Raw genomic sequence first — 15,452 nt, 5'->3', positions numbered from 1 at the left:
AGAGCCAACCTCTTCAGGCAATGCAATTTAATTGGGGAAGCAAGAAATATCTCGAAATGTCGCGAGTGGGCGATTAAGCCCACCTACTAAGAGGATTAGTCCTACAGAGAAAGTCCAGACTAGCAGGTATTCTCCGGCGTCGCCTACAAAGGTCGTCTGATGGAATATGTACGCCTGAACCGTCCTTCTTCCGTCCCGATAAACCTCAACGAGAAGTGTATATGACGTTTGAAAATAGCTTGGGACCGACAGTTTTGAAACTCACTGGCACGCTCTCTTGTGCAGCATTACTGATCGCAATATCCGAGACGGCCTTTTCCCGAAATCTCAATCCTGGTGAAGTCGAAACCGTATCCGGCGGTGCTACGCCAGAAGCCTGGTTCATCCCTGTCACCGCCACGCTCAACGTCAATGGCGGTGATACGCTGAACATCGTTGTCGGCGGTGGGACGTTAAACGCGATTTCCGCCAGCACTTCACAGATTGAAGCCTCAGCAGACGCCCGAGTGTCTCTGGACGCGGCAACGGTGACGGCTAGCAATTTCGACACTGCGCTGAGCTTGACCGACAGCTCGGCAGTGGTATCCGGCAGTACGCTGTCCAGCGATGGCAGAGCAATGTCGCTTGCGCGCGACCTGAATATTCCCGTTGGCTCAACAGCGACCGTCACTGGCAGTACGTTGACAGGCGGTTTTTCGGGTGCAGCGGTGACATCCCTCAGTACGTTGAATCTGGTGGACAGCCGGGTTGAAGGGACCGACGCCGATGGTGTTGGTCTCGAACTCTATGGCGGCAACGCCAATGTCAGTGCAGCCAGCGAGGTCATCGGAGAACTGAATGGGATCATCTTTGGCAAGGATACCGTCCTGAACCCGAGCGATGTCACCGCACAGAGCGTGTTGAAGGTTGATGCGTCAACCGTGCAGGGTCGCACCGGCGCAGCGATCAAAGTCGATTTTGCGACGCCGGACGATCAACCGGTATTGATCGAAATAGCTAACCGTTCGAATCTGATCGGCGGCAACGGTAATATCCTGGAGGTCATCGATGGAGCAGCAGCGCGCTTTCAAATCGACGACAGCCAGTTGACCGGCAATGTAGCGGTTGCTGACGGCGGGACCGCCGCGGTTTTCTTGCAAAACAATGCCAGCCTTGACGGCGATTTGACCAACGTCGATTCTGTTTCGCTCGATACCCGAAGCATACTCACCGGTAACATTCAGGGCTCTGGGACTGGCGTCGTGATGCTGGATAACGACTCGATCCTGCACGGTTCGGTTACTGGCGTCAGCGCTATGTCCATCGGGCGTGGCGCTGAATGGAACCTGGTTGGCAGCAATTCGTTATCGAATCTCGAAATGCAGGGCGGGAACGTCAGATTCGGCACGCCCGCCGAGTTCGTCCGTCTGGATGTTGCCAACCTGTCAGGCAACGGCCGGTTTTTTTTGGATGCTGACGTGTCCACCGGTGAAACGGACTTTCTCAATGTCACGGAATCAGCCAGTGGCCGTCACGAGCTGGTAGTTGGTGCAAGCGCCAGCGAACCTGTCACCGGTGCACCGCTTCAAGTGGCTAACATCGCTGGCGGGGATGCTGAGTTCGATCTGAGAAACGGTCAGGTTGATCGTGGTGCTTTGGCGTACAAACTGGTGCGAGAGGGCGAAGGTATTTTCCTGCGGCCTGATGGGACAACGCCGAGCACTGGTTCACAAACTGCATTGGCAATTGCCGGTACCGCTCCTACTGTTATCTATTCGGAAATGACCACTCTCAATACCCGCCTCGGCGACCGTCGCATGGCCGGCACTCAGCCGCGATCGCGATCGATTGCGGCACTGGACTCAGATAATCAAAACGCGACCAGCGGCCTGTGGATACGCACTCATGCCAATCAGTACAACGTCAAGAATGCCTACGGTGATGGTTATAAACAAAATCAGACTGGCGTCTCATTGGGGGTGGACACGCCACTACCGATAGGTGATGGCCAATGGTTGATCGGGGTTTTTGGTGGCTACAGCACCACTCGCCTTAACCTGGCCCGCGGCAGCGCCGGCACGATCAACAGCACCTATGGCGGGATGTATCTGTCCTGGTATGACGAAACGACCGGGTATTACGTGGATACCGTTGGCAAAATCAACCGTTTCAGTAATGACGTCAAAGTCACCTTGAGCGATGACACTCGAACAAAGGGTGACTTCGATAATCTCGGCATCAGTGGAACCGTCGAAGTGGGTAAGCATATAGTCTTTAACCGAGGTTACTTCATCGAACCCTCTGCTCAGGTTGGTGTTGCGACGGTAAAAGGCAAGGACTACAAGTTGGACAACGGACTGCAGGTAGACAGCAACGAGACCCGCTCATTGCTCGGCAAGGTCGGAATGACCGTTGGCCGCGAGGTGGTGCTGAACAATGGCGGAAAATTGCAACCCAGGCTGCACGCGGCGTTAAGTCATGAATTCGTCAACAATAATCGTGTCAGCGTGAATGACACTGGATTCAACAACGATTTGTCCAGCACCAGCCTAGAGCTGACCGGGGGCCTCAATTGGGTTCCGGCCAATAACAAATGGCAACTGTATGGCGAGATAGGGACCAGCAGGGGCAGCAAAGCTGACCAGGAGCTAGGAGGGAGTGTCGGGCTGAGCTTCAGTTTCTGATTGCATCAGCATTAAAAAAAGGAAGCCTCGCAGCTTCCTTTTTGTCGTAGTCAGTAAGCGTTTTTTCTCTTGCTCAGGTCTGCGTTAGCGACAAACTCCCCAGTGATCGGAAACTCTTCGTTGCCGCTCTCTCCACCATGGTCATATGTGCCGGACCAAGTGCCACTCAGGGTTTTTTTAATGTCGTCATATTTCAATGTCAGGCTCCCGCTCACAGAGACGTGCAGATCACCCGTCGCAGGATTGGAATAGTAGGTACTTCTGACATCATCGCTATCTTTGGAGAGGTCATAGGTCGACGATTGGGGTTTAAAAGGGAACACAAACTCAAGCGTACGCGTCACACCATCCTTAGTGTGTCCAGCTGTCAGGACGTAACGCAGGCCTTCCGGGTAGGGCTTCGGCCCGAAGGAAGGTACAGAGGTAGATCGAAACTCCATGAATTGAGGGATTTTGACAAACCTGTAGTTTGGGTTGGCATCGCCGTTGATAGTGGCTGACAAATAGGTCGGCGCTAAAACCGGAGAGATCGTCGTGTAGGCTCGGGCTGCATAGCTCATGAGTTTTATCTCCATACAATATGGTTGGGGACATCCAAAGACTGACCCGTCCTACTTCTGGATGTTGTATGGAAGCGTGAATACAGTACGCCTGTAAACTGTCAGTGTTGACAGTTTACAGGCGTACGTTTTTGTGAGCTTTGAACTGCCAGAACAAGCCGTGTTTTTCAGCCGAACAATCCTGCTGCAATGTTGATCGAGAACCCGAGGATCGCCGTATTGAACACAAAACCGATCAGCGACTGCGCGAGCACAATTTTTCGAATATCCCGCGTTGCAACACCCACATCCGAAGTCTGCACAGCCACGCCGATGGTGAACGAGAAGTACAGAAAATCCCAGTAATTGGGGGTGGTCAGTCCTTCAGCAAAACGCAGCGCCGGCTCTTTGCCGTCCCAGGTGTAAAACAATCTGGCGTAGTGCACACAGAAGATCACACCTATCAGCAGCCATGAGCCGGTCACTGTCAGCGCTGTGAACCCGTAGTGCATGAGTTTGCGTGAGGTTTCCAGGTCTTTGCTGCCGGCCAGTTCAAGGGTGATGGTGGCGAGACTGGCCAACGCGGCAATGCACACCACAAACAGCACCAGCCCGGCGTTCTCGTCTTCGACTTCGGCGATGCGTCGCACGTCCGGGGCCTTGGCGCGTATGGTCAGCCAGAACATCAGAATCAGGTATGTCCAGACACCGACGTTCCAGCCAATGAGGATTTTGCTGACGATGGAACCGGCCGGGACCAACAGGCCGCTGGCGAGGCCGAGCAGAGCGGCGGCGGAGAGGCGAGGGTGGGTGCGGGCGAGGAAGCGCATGAAAGCTCGGTAGGCGAGGGAGGTTTCACCACCTTAGCCCAGCGATGACAGATGTGGCCACTGCGCATGATGTTGGCCAATCCTTGTGGGAGCGAGCCTGCTCGCGAAGACGTCAGCATATTCAACATTAGTGTTGGCAGACCGGACGCATTCGCGAGCAGGCTCGCTCCCACAGTTTGATCAGCGTTGTTTGGTGAATCGCTGTACGAGCTTCATGACCACGACGAAAAACACTGGCACGAAGATTACTGCCAGTGTCGCGGTGATCATCCCGCCAATCACACCTGTGCCGATCGCTTGCTGACTTGCCGAGCTCGCGCCAGTTGCAATCGCGAGCGGCACCACACCGAGAATGAACGCCAGCGATGTCATCACGATCGGCCGCAGACGCAAACGCGCGGCCTGCAACGTCGCATCGATCAGATCGTGACCTTCGTCATACAAGCTCTTGGCGAACTCGATGATCAGGATCGCGTTTTTCGCCGACAGACCAATGATGGTGATCAGTCCGACCTTGAAGAACACGTCGTTGGGCATGCCGCGCAGTGTCACGGCGAGTACCGCGCCGAGCACACCAAGCGGGACAACGAGCAATACAGAGGTCGGAATCGACCAGCTCTCGTACAGCGCCGCCAGACACAGGAATACCACCAGTAGCGACAGGCCCAGCAGAATCGGCGCCTGATTGCCGGACAGGCGTTCCTGCAACGACAAACCGGTCCACTCTTGACCCAGACCTTTCGGCCCCAGCGCAACCAGTCGTTCGATTTCCGCCATGGCCTCGCCGGTACTGTGCCCAGGTGACGGTTCACCAGATATCGCCATCGCTGGATAGCCGTTGTAACGAGTCAACTGCGCCGGGCCTTGAATCCAGTTGGCCTGAACGAAGGCCGACAGCGGCACCATGTTTCCAGCGTTGTTGCGCACATGCATTTTCAGCAAATCATCCACCTGACTGCGCTGATCACCTTCGGCTTGCACGACTACCCGCTGCATGCGGCCCTGATTGGGGAAGTCATTGATGTAGCTCGAACCCACGGCAGTGGACAGCACGTTGCCGATGTCGGCGAACGAAACGCCCAAGGCATTCGCCTGCTTGCGGTCGACGATCAGTTGCACCTGCGGTGCTTCTGCCAGCGCGCTTTCACGGACGTTTATCAATACCGGACTTTTCTCGGCGGCGGCGAGCAGTTCCGTACGCGCCTGCATCAACGTCGCATGGCCCAGACCACCGCGATCCTGCAAGCGGAACTCGAAACCGCTGGACGTGCCAAGGCCATCCACCGGCGGCGGCAGCACCGAGAAGGCCATGGCGTCCTTGATCTGGCTCAGCGCCGCGTTGGCGCGGTCGGCGATTGAGCTGGCAGTATCGTCACTGCCACGTTCCGACCAATCCTTGAGTGTCGAAAACGCCAGCGCTGCGTTCTGCCCGCTACCGGAGAAACTGAAACCCAGGATCACCACGCTGTCACTGATTCCCGGCTCACCGGCGTTGTGCGCTTCGAGCTGCTCGGCTACTTGTACAGTACGGTTCTTCGTTGCGCCGGGTGGCAATTGAATATCGGTAATGGTGTAGCCCTGATCCTCGGTCGGCAGAAACGAGGAGGGCAGGCGCGCAAAACAGATTCCGAGTCCAATCAGCAGGACCACGTAGATCATCAGGTAGCGACCCGTACGCTTGAGCGCATAGCCGACCCAACCCTGATAGCGATCGGTCAGTTGCTCGAAACGACGATTGAACCAGCCAAAGAATCCGGACTTCTCGTGATGCTCGCCCTTGCCGACAGGCTTGAGCAAGGTAGCGCACAATGCCGGCGTCAACGTCAGGGCGAGAAACGCCGAGAACAGAATCGACGTGGCCATGGACAGCGAGAACTGTTGGTAGATCACCCCGACCGAACCCTGCATAAATGCCATCGGAATAAACACCGCGACCAACACCAGCGTTATGCCGATGATCGCCCCGGTAATCTGCGTCATCGCCTTGCGCGTGGCTTCCTTGGGCGACAGGCCCTCGCTGGCCATGATGCGCTCGACGTTCTCCACCACGACGATGGCGTCATCCACCAGAATGCCGATGGCCAGCACCATGCCGAACATGGTCAGCACGTTGATCGAGAACCCCAGCGCCAGCATGGTCGCGAAAGTGCCCATCAACGCCACCGGCACCACCAGTGTCGGGATCAGCGTGTAGCGCACGTTTTGCAGGAACAGGAACATCACCGCAAACACCAGCAGCATCGCTTCACCGAGGGTGTAGATCACTTTGGTAATCGAGACTTTGACGAACGGCGAAGTGTCGTAAGGAATCTTGTATTCCACGCCAGCCGGGAAGTAGCGCGCCAGTTCGTCCATTTTCGCCCGCACCAGTGTCGCGGTGTTCAGCGCGTTGGCGCCTGGAGAAAGCTGCACGCCAACGGCGGTGGACGGCTTGCCGTTCAGGCGTGTACCGAACTGATATTCCTGACTGCCGATCTCCACTCGCGCGACATCACCGATGCGCACCGTGGAGCCATCGCGATTGGCCTTGAGCACGATGTCGGCGAATTCCTGCGGCGTCGACAATTGGCCTTTGACCAGAATTGTCGCGGTAATTTCCTGCGTCGAAGGTGACGGCAGATCACCGATGCTACCTGCTGAAACCTGGGCGTTCTGCGCAACAATGGCTTCGTTGACATCGGCCGGTGTCAGATTGAACGCGATCAGTTTCTGCGGATCGATCCAGATGCGCATGGCTCGCTCGGCACCATACAACTGCGCCTTGCCGACACCGTCCAGACGCTTTATCTCGTTCATTACGTTGCGCGCCAGATAATCGCTGAGCGCCACGTCATCGAGCTTGCCGTCGCTAGAGGTCAAAGTGATCAGCAAAAGGAAACCGGAAGAGACCTTCTCCACCTGCAATCCCTGCTGATTGACCGCTTGCGGCAGGCGCGACTCGACCACCTTGAGGCGGTTTTGCACATCGACCTGCGCCAGCTCGGGATTGGTGCCCGGCTGAAAGGTTGCCTTGATCGTCGCGCTGCCCAGGCTGCTCTGCGATTCGAAATAGAGCAAGTGATCGGCGCCGTTGAGCTCTTCCTCGATCAGGCTGACCACGCTTTCATCGACGGTTTGCGCCGAGGCGCCAGGGTAGACGGCGTAAATCTCGATTTGCGGCGGGGCGACGTCGGGGTATTGCGCCACCGGCAACTGCGGAATGGCCAGCGCACCGGCCAACAGAATGAACAGGGCGACCACCCAGGCAAACACTGGGCGGTCGATAAAGAACTGCGGCATATAGAAGCGTCCTGCTTACTGACCAGTGGTCTGGGCAAGTGGAAGTGGGGTTTCGTCGATCTGCACCTTTTCCCCGGGACGGGCGTGTTGCAGGCCTTCGATGACAACACGGTCGCCGGGCTTCAGGCCGCCGGTGACGATCCAGCGATTGTTCTGCACCGCACCCAGTTGCACCGGTTGCTGCGCCACGCGCATCTGTTCATCGACAGTCAGCACCTGGGCAATGCCGGCACTGTCACGCTGCACCGCGCGTTGCGGTACGGTGATGCCGTTCTGGATGGTTGCCTGCTCAAGGCGTACGCGGATGAAGCTGCCCGGCAGCAAGTCGAGATCCGGATTGGGAAACTCGCTGCGCACAATGATCTGCCCGGTGCCGGGATCGACAGTGATGTCGCTGAACAGCAGCTTGCCGGGCAACGGATACACGCTACCGTCATCCTGAATCAGCGTGGCCTTCGCCTGATCCTGACCGACTTCCTGCAACTGCCCGGAGCGCAATGCCCGGCGCAGTTCATTGAGCTCGCGGGTCGACTGGGTGAGGTCGGCATGGATCGGGTTGAGCTGCTGAATCAGCGCCAGCGGCGTGGTTTCGTTCTGCCCGACCAACGCACCCTCGGTGACCAAGGCGCGACCGATACGGCCGGAAATCGGCGCGGTGACGGTGGCATAGCCGAGGTTCAGTTTCGCCCTTTCCAGCGCCGCTTTGCTGGCAGCGACATCAGCTGCCGTCTGCCGGGCAGCGGCGCGGGCGTTGTCGTAGTCCTGACCGCTGATGGCCTGGTCCTCGATCAACTGCGCATAGCGTTGTTCTTGCAATCTGGCCTGAAAGGCGTTGGCCTCGGCTTTGCGCAGCGCTGCTTCGGCACTGTCCAGATCGGCCTTGAACGGCGCCGGGTCGATGCGAAACAGCACATCGCCTTTTTTCACGTCACTGCCTTCGCGGTAGGTGCGCTGCAACACCACGCCGGCCACTCGTGCGCGCACTTCGGCAATCCGTGGCGCGGCGATGCGGCCGCTCAGTTCGCTGCTGATCGACAATGGCTGGGTTTTGATGATCTCGATGCGCACCGTGGCCGGCGGCGTCTGCTCTTCGGCGTTCGAGGATGAATCACAAGCGCTCAGCGTCAGCGCCAATGCGATCAGGCCGAGCCCGGCCAGCAGTTTTCCAGACATGTACAACCCCCAATATTGAAGGCCGCATCCTACGGCCAGACGGGGAGGTTAGCGGTGAAGCTTTGTAGCTGCTGTGTGAAATTGTGTAAGGGTTTTGCTCAGTAGCGGGTGAGGGCGTATATCCTGCAGGCCTTGAAATTTATTGCGACAGTTCGATCGCTTTCGCGAGCAGGCTCGCTCCCACAGGAGATCGCATTTCAATGTGCGAGCGAATGAGCCCTGACTGTCGCCACAGCATTCTCTGGAACACCCCATGCCCAACATCCTCCTGGTCGAAGACGACACCGCCCTCGCCGAACTGATTTCCAGCTACCTGGAACGCAACGGTTATTCCGTCAGCGTCATCGGCCGTGGCGACCATGTGCGCGAGCGCGCGCGGATCAGTCCGCCGGATCTGGTGATCCTCGACCTCATGCTGCCGGGCCTCGACGGCTTGCAGGTATGCCGTTTGCTGCGTGCCGATTCGGCGACACTGCCGATCCTCATGCTCACGGCTCGCGATGACAGCCATGATCAGGTGTTGGGCCTGGAAATGGGCGCTGACGACTACGTCACCAAACCCTGCGAGCCACGAGTGCTGCTGGCGCGGGTGCGCACGTTGTTGCGGCGCAGCAGCCTCGGCGAACCGCTGGCGGTCAACGATCGGATCGTCATGGGCAATCTGTGCATCGATCTGTCCGAGCGCACCGTGACCTGGCGTGATCAAGCGGTTGAACTGTCCAGCGGCGAATACAATTTGCTGGTGGTGCTGGCCCGGCACGCTGGCGAAGTGCTGAGTCGCGATCAGATTCTTCAGCGGCTGCGCGGTATTGAATTCAATGGCACTGACCGCTCGGTGGACGTGGCGATTTCCAAGCTGCGGCGCAAATTCGATGATCACGCCGGCGAGGCGCGCAAGATCAAGACCGTGTGGGGCAAGGGCTATCTGTTCAGCCGCTCCGAATGGGAATGTTGAGCTGATGTTTCGCATTCTGTTTCGCCTGTATCTGGTGACGATCGTCTCCTATAGTGCGGCGATCTATCTGGTGCCGGGTCTGGTGGTCATGGCCTTTCGGGATCGCTTCGTCACCTACAACCTGGAATTCTCCCGAGGTCTGCAATCGCTGATCACCAAGCAGTTTCATGCTGCGCCGCAAGAGCAATGGCCGGCGATTGCGGCGGCGATGGACAAGGAATTCCAGCCGCTGCACATCGTCCTGACGCCAATCGACGACCCGGTGTTCACGCCCATCGAGCAGGAACGTTTGCACCGTGGTGAGAACGTGGTGCGCATCGGCGATTGGGGCTGGCGAACGCTGGCGGTGACTCCGCTGAATGCGGATATGGCCGTTCGCATGGTCGTGCCGCCCGATCCGGTCGACGTCGATCTGTTGTACTGGAGCATCAACGTGCTGATCGGCGCCATGTTGCTCGGCTGCCTGCTGCTCTGGTTGCGCCCGCACTGGCGCGATCTTGAACGTCTGAAAGGCACCGCCGAACGCTTCGGCAAAGGCCACTTGAGCGAGCGAACCAGAATTGCCCCTAGTTCGAACATCGGCAGTCTCGCCAATGTGTTCGACACTATGGCCGGCGATATTGAAAACCTGCTCAACCAGCAGCGCGATCTGCTTAACGCTGTTTCCCATGAGCTGCGTACGCCGTTGACGCGTCTGGATTTCGGCCTGGCGCTGGCGTTGTCCGAAGACTTGCCAGCCGCCAGTCGCGAGCGTTTGCAGAGCCTGGTTGCGCATATTCGTGAACTGGATGAACTGGTGCTGGAGTTGCTTTCCTACAGCCGCTTGCAGAATCCGGCGCAGTCGCCTGAGCGCATCGAGGTGTCGCTGGACGAATTCATCGACAGCATTCTCGGCAGCGTCGATGAGGAGTTGGAGTCGCCAGACATCGTGATTGACGTTCTGCTGCACGGTCAACTCGAACGCTTCGCGCTGGATCCGCGCCTGACCGCCCGGGCCATCCAGAACCTGTTGCGCAATGCCATGCGCTATTGCGAAAAGCGCATTCAGATTGGCGTGCAGGTCATTGCCGGCGGGTGTGAGATATGGGTTGACGACGATGGCATCGGCATTCCCGACGATGAGCGCGAGCGGATTTTCGAACCGTTCTATCGGCTCGACCGCAGCCGTGATCGCGCGACGGGTGGGTTCGGCCTCGGTTTGGCGATAAGCCGCCGAGCGCTCGTAGCGCAGGGCGGCACACTTACCGTTGAGAGTTCGCCGCTGGGTGGGGCGCGATTCAGGCTGTGGTTGCCGGCCATGGCCTGAACCGTATGACGAATTTCAGGGCTGCGTTGTGCCGCTGGTCTGCAACACACATTGCTGGGTTTTACTGTCCCACACCTGGCCTTTCGGACATTCGGGCTTTTTCACGGCGTCGCTTTCATCGACGGCGAAAGCAGCAGGGCTGGACAGGGCGGCGACCAGCAGCGGGACGGCGAACAGCATTTGGCGGATATTCATGGTCGATCTCCACTTTCATCGGCTTGGAGCAGAAGTTGTTGTTCTCCTTTGCAGTGACTGCTCAGTTCTGCGGAAGATTCAAAGTTCTGCAGCGGGCCATTGACTTGTCATCCAACGGCAGGCTAATTTCCAGTCCATGACTTTCACCGTATCGCGCTGCCAGCCAAGCATTATTACCGCCATTCCTTATTTGGCGGGCTAGCTCACGACTGCAGCACCCAACCCGCCCTAGAGGCGGGTTTTTACTTTCTGTCTCCGGGGTTCTGAAAAATGTCAGGAGACGACCATGCCGCACAGCCCCGACCAGCAATCCCTGCTCGAGCACTATGTAAAGAAAATCCTGGCCGCGCCGGTGTACGACATTGCGGTGCGTACCCCGTTGCAGCCTGCGCCGGCATTGTCGCAAGCATTGGGCAATCGGGTCCTGCTCAAGCGCGAAGATCTGCAACCGACGTTCTCTTTCAAGATCCGTGGTGCTTACAACAAACTCGTGCAACTGAGCGATGATCAGCGAGCGCGGGGAGTGATCACTGCATCGGCGGGTAATCACGCGCAGGGTGTAGCGCTGGCGGCACGGGAATTGGGCATTGCCGCGACGATCGTCATGCCGTCTACCACCCCTGAGCTCAAGGTGCTCGGCGTGCGCAGTCGCGGTGCCGACGCATTGCTGCACGGTGATAGTTTCCCCTTTGCTTTGGCCCATGCGTTGCACTTGGCCGAGCAGACCGGATGCACGTTTGTTTCACCGTTCGATGATCCTGACGTGATCGCCGGACAAGGCACCGTGGCAATGGAAATCCTGCGCCAGCATCAAGGCGCGCTGGACGCCATCTTCATCCCGGTCGGGGGCGGAGGTTTGATCGCCGGTATCGCGGCCTACGTCAAATACCTGCGTCCGGAAGTGCGGATCATCGGCGTCGAATCCGAACATTCGGCGTGCCTGCAGGCGGCTTTAAGTGCGGACGAGCGGGTGGTCCTGCCCAGTGTCGGCACCTTCGCCGATGGCGTAGCGGTAGCACAGATTGGCGCGTATGGCTTTGAGGTTTGCCGCTTCTGCGTAGATGAAGTGATCACGGTCAGCAATGACGAACTCTGCGCCGCGATCAAGAATATCTACGACGATACCCGTTCGATCACTGAACCGTCGGGGGCGCTGGCCGTGGCGGGGATCAAGCAGTACGTGGCGCGCAGTGGGGTTCGCGATCAGACATTCGTCGCCATCGACTCCGGGGCCAACATCAACTTCGACAGCCTGCGCCATGTCGCCGAACGCGCCGCTGCTTGCGGCGTGCCGGCGTAATAAGCTCTCCGGTTATTCCTGCAGGGCGGTGCCGACTTTGTCCGACGCCGACCAGATGCGATAGCGCACTTCGACGTCCGAAGGGGCGTACACCACGACTGGCAGCTTGCTGTTGTAGCGCAACATGAAGCCATCGCCGACGACCGGAACGAAAGCGCGCTTTTTCTGGCTGCCAGGCGGGCAGGCCATCATCGTGCTCATCGGGCCGATGACTTTTTCCAGGCGATAGAACGGATAGCCCCAGCCTTGCAGATTCTTTTCATCGAGCACACCGCCCAGACGCTGGCGATTGCAATCCACTTCGAGGGTTTTGCCGGCGAGAATTTCAACCTGGAAATTCTCTTCCTGCTCTTGCTTGGGCAGATGGATGACTTGTCGGGTAAACCCGGCTTCGGCTTTGGGGTACGGCGCGACGTCTTCGAGCTTGGCGGCGTGGGCGAGGGTGGAAAGGTTGGCGATCAACAGGCCGGTGATCGCGCAAACGCTTAAGGAATTCATGGAGGCCTCCGTGCGGGTTGAATTGCAATGGGAGACATTCTTGCCGTCATAGCCTTCGAAAGCAAATTTGCCCGGAGATTGCAGATTGCAGGGGACGGGTGGTCGATTCATGCAATTTGCAAATAGCAGGATACTGGCCACATTTCCAAGTGCTTGATTTTGAAGGGAGCAAAACGAACCGATCAAAGGCACGTTTTATGCGTTCTTTTGGTGAGGCGCACAGGATTTGGGCGCCTACACTCCAATGGGCATTTCGCAGTACCACCACTTGCCGCACCAGGGAAACAGCGGGGGCACACCCGTGAAGGCGCAGCAGAGGGTCAGCGTGAATACTTGATTGGCAATCGCACAGAAAGGAGAGGGTTCGCCATGTTTTTATCTGCCTTGGAATTACGCAATATCATTGAAAGCAGCTTCCTGCCGAAACGCTGCCAGTGCACGCTGACACCAGACTTGTCGATGTCCGTCAAAGTATTTGGCGACCATCGAACCGACCAAGCCGATCTCTACGTAAGTGGAATCGACGCCAGCCGCCTGAACAGCTGCCGTGAGATCAACAACCTGGTCGCTGGCCTGCGTTCCGACCTCGCGCAACAAACCACGACCCATCAAACCAGCGCTCGCTCTCGAGCCGTTTAACCCACCGTTTCACCCAGTTCGACCGTCACGCGCCGGGCCTGCACGAAACCTAGGCCCAGCGCGAACTCGACCAGCACCGCGAGCAAAATCCCGGGGCCGGCATGGCCATTGAGCCATTCGCCAAAACCCAACGCCGCCAAACCGAAACAGCCGACGATAAAACCATTGCTCAGTGCACTGCGTGCCACTGACGGCGGAGCATTGCGCAGCAAACAAAACATCACCGCCAACGCCGCAAACAGCACCGCGCTGCGCCTTGCGACTACGCCAGTGCCTTCCGAATAGCCAATACTCCAGATCGCCAGCAACACCTCCGGAAAAAATCCCCAGACCAGCGCCAGCAGAAAACACAGGATTGAAGTGAAGCTCGACAACGTGCGGAACGACAACTGCATGGCCAATCCTTGCGGCAGTAGGGAAGGCCCCGAGCATACCCGCCGAAACCACCGCACGCCTATGGCCAAGCGGAAAATCAGAAGCGTCTGTCAGTTCTGTTGACTGCATGCGTCAGATAATTTCCTGTAACTGATTTGTGCGGGCTTGCCGGTGTTGTCGATGTATTTCATGTCGGCGGTGATGACTTTGCATTCCGAGGTCGGCGGCTCGGTTAGCGAAAGCACCTTCGCCACGTGTAGTGGCATGCCGTATTGGTAGGGTGTTTGATTCGATGTGGCGGAGGTGACGTTGGCTTGGGCCAGTGCGGCGTATGAGCTGCAGGCGAGGGTGGCAGTGAGCAGGAAGGGACGAATGTTCATGAGAGGACTCCAGCGTTGCGGGTAGGCGCCCGGCACGAAGCCGGGCGAGCCTGCCGCACTGGGCGTCAGCGGGGGAAAGCTGAGGGTGTGCGGTGATATGGAGTCTCTGACTGTGGCGTTAAGGCTGAGTTAACCGATGTGAACATGAGCTGAGTTATTTACGGTTGCTTTTCCCTTGTCTCGGGCATTTGTCGTTTGCGATATGAATCATTAGGGTACGGGCTTTGACGTGCTCGAAAAAAATTAATGATAAGGCTGTGCTGCTAAATTTCAGTACCCTAACTTATCTGGAAAAAACGAGAGCGGTGGGTGAGTGGCCTTCCACGTTTTTGCGAGTTCTTTTGCTTTTTCTAGTTGCTCTTTTGACAGCTTTTTTTCTACTTCCGGCAATACGTCGTTAACGTTGTTTATTACGTTTCCACCACCATCAAGCTCCAGTAGATTCGACAATAGTGCGTATGACTTTACCGGGTCTGATTCGAATCCGTATTTTGGTTCAGCTTCGCCAATATATGACGCGTAACCAAAAACTGCAGATGCATAGCCTGAGGCTGCAGCTTTTTCATTCCATTTTCTAAATGATGACAAATCGGCTTTTTCAATCCTCGTAGCGGCAAATCCCATCATGGCTGGTGGATAACCATTCTCTGCAGCGGCTTTCATCCATTTTTCGATTTCATCTGATCTGCTAGAGGGTAGTAGGAACATGCCTCCCCCCTCTTGATACTTGGTCGCTAAACGAAATTGCGCTAATGCAAAACCTTTTTCTGCGGACTTTTCAAGCCATTCATCGTTTCCTGTTATCTCCCATAGTAGGTACATCGACTCAGCGTCACCATGAGATGCCTGATCTGTAGCAAGGGTTTTGGCTTTGTTCATCCAATCTTTAGGCGATTGCTCAGAGGAAGAACAATTATTCATAGTTACGCACAAATCTTGATCCGCGCCGCCGAGCCGAATCATAGAGTAAATATTGCCTTTCTTTGCTGACTCCTCGTAAGCCTTTTGCGCTTCTTGAGTCATGTATCTATTGTTTTTTCTTATAGATTCTCCCAAATAGTAAAGTGCTTCATCATCACCGCCTTCGGCTGCTATTTGTAATGTTTCAATTGCGGAGATGGCTTTGTGTTGATTGTATAGTTCAATGCCCTTGATTTTTGCCTGAGATTGTTCGTTCGTAAGCGCGTTTGACTGGGCTGATACTAGGCTTAAAAATGTTAACGCAGTGGCCAGCAGTTTCATTGAAGTCTTTGCCTATTCAGTCGTTCATCAAGGGCAGTGGCGATAATTTATCTAGATGGAATTTGGGTGCGGACAACC

13 protein-coding genes and 1 pseudogene are annotated in these 15,452 nt (G+C 56.8%); 5 read left to right on the top strand and 9 right to left on the bottom strand.

What is annotated here, in order from left to right:
- Positions 1-221 precede the first annotated feature (221 nt).
- Positions 222-2,663 (top strand): autotransporter outer membrane beta-barrel domain-containing protein, encoded by a 2,442-nt coding sequence (locus tag AB4N41_RS22900; protein WP_252876392.1) that lies wholly within the window; start codon positions 222-224, stop codon positions 2,661-2,663.
- Between the two features lie 50 nt (positions 2,664-2,713).
- Here AB4N41_RS22900 and AB4N41_RS22895 read toward each other — a convergent pair whose 3' ends face one another.
- The 4 genes from AB4N41_RS22895 to AB4N41_RS22880 form a co-directional block, all read right to left on the bottom strand.
- Entirely contained in the window at positions 2,714-3,223 is a 510-nt protein-coding gene (locus AB4N41_RS22895) for a hypothetical protein (RefSeq protein WP_056789698.1), read from the bottom strand.
- A 167-nt stretch (positions 3,224-3,390) separates the two neighbouring features.
- A complete protein-coding gene (locus AB4N41_RS22890) occupies positions 3,391-4,032 on the bottom strand; it encodes a DUF1345 domain-containing protein (RefSeq protein WP_252876391.1) in 642 nt (213 codons plus the stop codon).
- Positions 4,033-4,212: 180 nt separating this feature from the next.
- Positions 4,213-7,311 (bottom strand): efflux RND transporter permease subunit, encoded by a 3,099-nt coding sequence (locus AB4N41_RS22885; RefSeq protein ID WP_252876390.1) that lies wholly within the window; start codon positions 7,309-7,311, stop codon positions 4,213-4,215.
- Between the two features lie 15 nt (positions 7,312-7,326).
- The gene (locus tag AB4N41_RS22880) at positions 7,327-8,484 is read right to left on the bottom strand and encodes an efflux RND transporter periplasmic adaptor subunit (RefSeq protein ID WP_056789707.1); all 1,158 of its coding nucleotides are present in this window, start codon (positions 8,482-8,484) and stop codon (positions 7,327-7,329) included.
- A 253-nt stretch (positions 8,485-8,737) separates the two neighbouring features.
- On the opposite strand from AB4N41_RS22880, the gene AB4N41_RS22875 reads away from it, so the two are divergent.
- The gene (locus AB4N41_RS22875; RefSeq protein ID WP_016774890.1) at positions 8,738-9,439 is read left to right on the top strand and encodes a response regulator; all 702 of its coding nucleotides are present in this window, start codon (positions 8,738-8,740) and stop codon (positions 9,437-9,439) included.
- Positions 9,440-9,443: 4 nt separating this feature from the next.
- Positions 9,444-10,745 (top strand): ATP-binding protein, encoded by a 1,302-nt coding sequence (locus tag AB4N41_RS22870; RefSeq protein WP_252876389.1) that lies wholly within the window; start codon positions 9,444-9,446, stop codon positions 10,743-10,745.
- Positions 10,746-10,760: 15 nt separating this feature from the next.
- Here the strand turns inward: AB4N41_RS22870 and AB4N41_RS22865 are convergent, their stop codons facing one another.
- A complete protein-coding gene (locus tag AB4N41_RS22865) occupies positions 10,761-10,940 on the bottom strand; it encodes a hypothetical protein (RefSeq protein ID WP_252876388.1) in 180 nt (59 codons plus the stop codon).
- Between the two features lie 286 nt (positions 10,941-11,226).
- Here AB4N41_RS22865 and ilvA point away from each other — a divergent pair.
- Positions 11,227-12,216: pseudogene (gene ilvA, locus AB4N41_RS22860) on the top strand (threonine ammonia-lyase, biosynthetic); the annotation flags it as partial.
- A gap of 36 nt (positions 12,217-12,252) precedes the next feature.
- Here the strand turns inward: ilvA and eco are convergent.
- A complete protein-coding gene (gene eco, locus AB4N41_RS22855) occupies positions 12,253-12,738 on the bottom strand; it encodes a serine protease inhibitor ecotin (protein ID WP_122611356.1) in 486 nt (161 codons plus the stop codon).
- A 369-nt stretch (positions 12,739-13,107) separates the two neighbouring features.
- On the opposite strand from eco, the gene AB4N41_RS22850 reads away from it, so the two are divergent.
- On the top strand, positions 13,108-13,377 hold the full coding sequence (locus AB4N41_RS22850; protein WP_041480220.1) for a DUF1652 domain-containing protein: 270 nt from the start codon (positions 13,108-13,110) through the stop codon (positions 13,375-13,377).
- Here the strand turns inward: AB4N41_RS22850 and AB4N41_RS22845 are convergent.
- The 3 genes from AB4N41_RS22845 to AB4N41_RS22835 form a co-directional block, all read right to left on the bottom strand.
- The gene (locus AB4N41_RS22845; RefSeq protein WP_076562707.1) at positions 13,374-13,772 is read right to left on the bottom strand and encodes a hypothetical protein; all 399 of its coding nucleotides are present in this window, start codon (positions 13,770-13,772) and stop codon (positions 13,374-13,376) included. The genes AB4N41_RS22850 and AB4N41_RS22845 overlap by 4 nt on opposite strands.
- Positions 13,773-13,862: 90 nt before the next feature.
- Positions 13,863-14,132, bottom strand: a complete 270-nt coding sequence (locus tag AB4N41_RS22840) for a DUF2790 domain-containing protein (protein WP_095180120.1) — start codon at positions 14,130-14,132, stop codon at positions 13,863-13,865.
- A gap of 270 nt (positions 14,133-14,402) precedes the next feature.
- A complete protein-coding gene (locus AB4N41_RS22835) occupies positions 14,403-15,374 on the bottom strand; it encodes a tetratricopeptide repeat protein (protein WP_252886290.1) in 972 nt (323 codons plus the stop codon).
- Between the last annotated feature and the right edge of the window lie 78 nt (positions 15,375-15,452).

The sequence above is a fragment of the Pseudomonas sp. S2_A10 genome, assembly GCF_054668465.1.
Note: the sequence above shows the minus strand (reverse complement) of the source record. Positions and strands in the feature narration are given on the sequence as shown.